This is a genomic window from Candidatus Infernicultor aquiphilus (assembly GCF_002784285.1).
GTDB lineage: Bacteria > Atribacterota > Phoenicimicrobiia > Phoenicimicrobiales > Phoenicimicrobiaceae > Infernicultor > Infernicultor aquiphilus.
Window position 1 is genome coordinate 1 of sequence record NZ_PFKO01000064.1, and the last position, 2,248, is coordinate 2,248.

The window sequence follows — 2,248 nt, forward strand, 5'->3', positions numbered from 1 at the left end:
TTCTGAGAATTATAGCGGTGCTATTCAACCTCTAGCGCAAGTTTACTAAATAGGCGCAATATATTTTGAAATGTGCAACAAAAAGCCAGTAAAATCAACCACTTACAAGCTCCTTGCCATAAGATTAGTGTAGTCACTGGACAGTGACATCAAAATAGAAGTATAAAATGTTACAAAAAGGCTGTTTTTATGCAGTAATAGCTTGACATATGACTGGTTGGATGATATAGTAGTCACTGGGCTAAGCGGGAGGTGCTTCTTATGGCTTTTTTATCATCTAGAAAATCAAGGGGCAGGACGTACTGGTCAATTTGTGAATCCCGAAGAATCGATGGGAAACCAAGGAATATTCCTATCGAGTATTTGGGAACGGCTGAAAGCCTTTTGAAAAGGCTCAGAGATGAGGATGATTTTACCATAAAATCCTATTCGCACGGTGATACGGCTGTGTTGCTCGATGTGGCGATTGAATTAGGAATAGTAGAGATAATAGATAGACATATTCCTGCTAACGGAAAAGACGAAAAACCTATCCGAGATGGTCTGACGGTTGGTGGAACCTTTCTTTTAGGAGCCATCGGTCGAGCCTGCCGGCCAACAAGCAAATTGGGATGGTATAACTGGTGTAGAACTACTACTCTTGAATATTGTTTGAAATCTTCGTTCAAGTCTCTTGATTCACAGCATTTCTGGGACCAGATGGATTTTCTACCAGCAGAGAGCATTCCCAAGATTGAGGAAGAGATGGTGAAGAGCCTGATGGATAAATACAAAATTAAATTAGACTGCCTATTTTACGATACAAGCAATTTCTTCACCTTTATTGATTCCCAAAACAAGTGTTGTGATATACCTCAAAGAGGCAAGAACAAACAGAAGAGAGCGGATCTTCGTCAGATTGGAGTCGCCTTAATGGTATCCAGGGAGGATCAATTTCCGCTTTTTCATAAGACCTATCGAGGAAACAAAAACGATATCACCGTTTTTAAGGAGGTATTTCCGACCCTTCTAAATCGCCTAAAAAGTATATCTAAGGAGCTTACTGATATTACCGTGCTCTTTGATAAGGGAAATAACTCAAAAGACAATTTTCGGAAACTGGATAGTGAAGAAGGTCTTTATTATGTTGGCAGTTTGGTGCCTTCCTATTTCCAGGATCTAATAGAGGAAGCAAATAGAGAATTTACTACCATCAAAGTCAGAGACGAAGAGATTTTAGTATTTCGGCGAAGGAAACAAATTTGGGGAAAAGAGCGTACCTGTGTAGTAATTATTTCAGAGCAATTAAAGCAGGGGCAAATACATGGGATATATCAGAGTCTTAAGAAAAAATATAAGCTGTTGGACAAATTTAAGCAACAGCTTGAAAACCCCAAGAAGCGGAAAAAGATTGCCAGGAGAGATATTGAAAAGCGGTTAGATAAAATTGTCCAGGGTCAATTTATCCAGGACATACTAAAGTACGAAATCATGGGGTTTTCTGACGGCAGCTACAGTTATAGCTATTTCGTTGATGAGGCCGCCTTTGAGAAGTTAAAGGAAGAGAGGTTAGGACGTAGAATATTGGTAACCAATCGCCATGAATGGAGCAATGAAGAAATCATACTTGCCTACAGGGGACAATCAAAAGTTGAATATGTTTTCAAAAATCTAAAGAACCCTTATCATTTGGCTGTTCGTCCGCAATATCACTGGACCGATCAAAAGATAGAGGCCCACGTCCTAATGTGTCTTATTGGTTATCTATTAATGATTGCAGCCTACACCAAAGCAAGAAGGGTAAATGCTTATAAGAAAAATATAAATAATTTTATGGAGGATCTCAAAAGCATCAGGCTCGCTTGCCGCATTAAGAAGAAGGGTCGGAGTGTAAAATATCAGCTTGAACAAATACCACGGCCATTGAAAAAACTAGCAAGAATTCTTGAAATATCAGATGAGAATCTTCGGCCTAAAATAAGTTTCAGTGACTACATCTGAGAGCGGATTTTTTGTTGTCATTTCTGGCTGTTGGCCACTTTTAAGCTGCCTTCGTAGTAAACTTGCGCTAGGGGTCCTATCTTTCGAAGAATAGAGAAACAACAAATTCCGATACTTGCTGCTTATAGTTCATATGTAGTGTCAAAACCAGCAGATTGGCCTAAACAGGCTTGGGTTACAGGATACTGGTACCAGAAGGTTCAGGATGATTGGCAGCCTCCGAGGGAGTTGGAAAATTTTCTGGCCTCCGGGTCACCTCCAGTAGGTG

The 2,248-nt window shown here is 39.9% G+C and carries 1 protein-coding gene; it reads left to right on the forward strand.

The window, feature by feature from the left end; genetic code table 11:
* The first annotated feature begins 261 nt into the window (after nucleotides 1-261).
* Nucleotides 262-1,980: an IS1634 family transposase gene (locus COZ07_RS01750; RefSeq protein ID WP_406606877.1), complete on the forward strand. Its 1,719-nt coding sequence runs from the start codon at nucleotides 262-264 to the stop codon at nucleotides 1,978-1,980.
* Nucleotides 1,981-2,248: the final 268 nt, after the last annotated feature.

Excerpts from the sequence above, each read along its gene's own strand:
- COZ07_RS01750 (WP_406606877.1), top strand. The coding sequence starts at position 262 with ATGGCTTTTTTATCATCTAGAAAATCAAGGGGCAGGACGTACTGGTCA.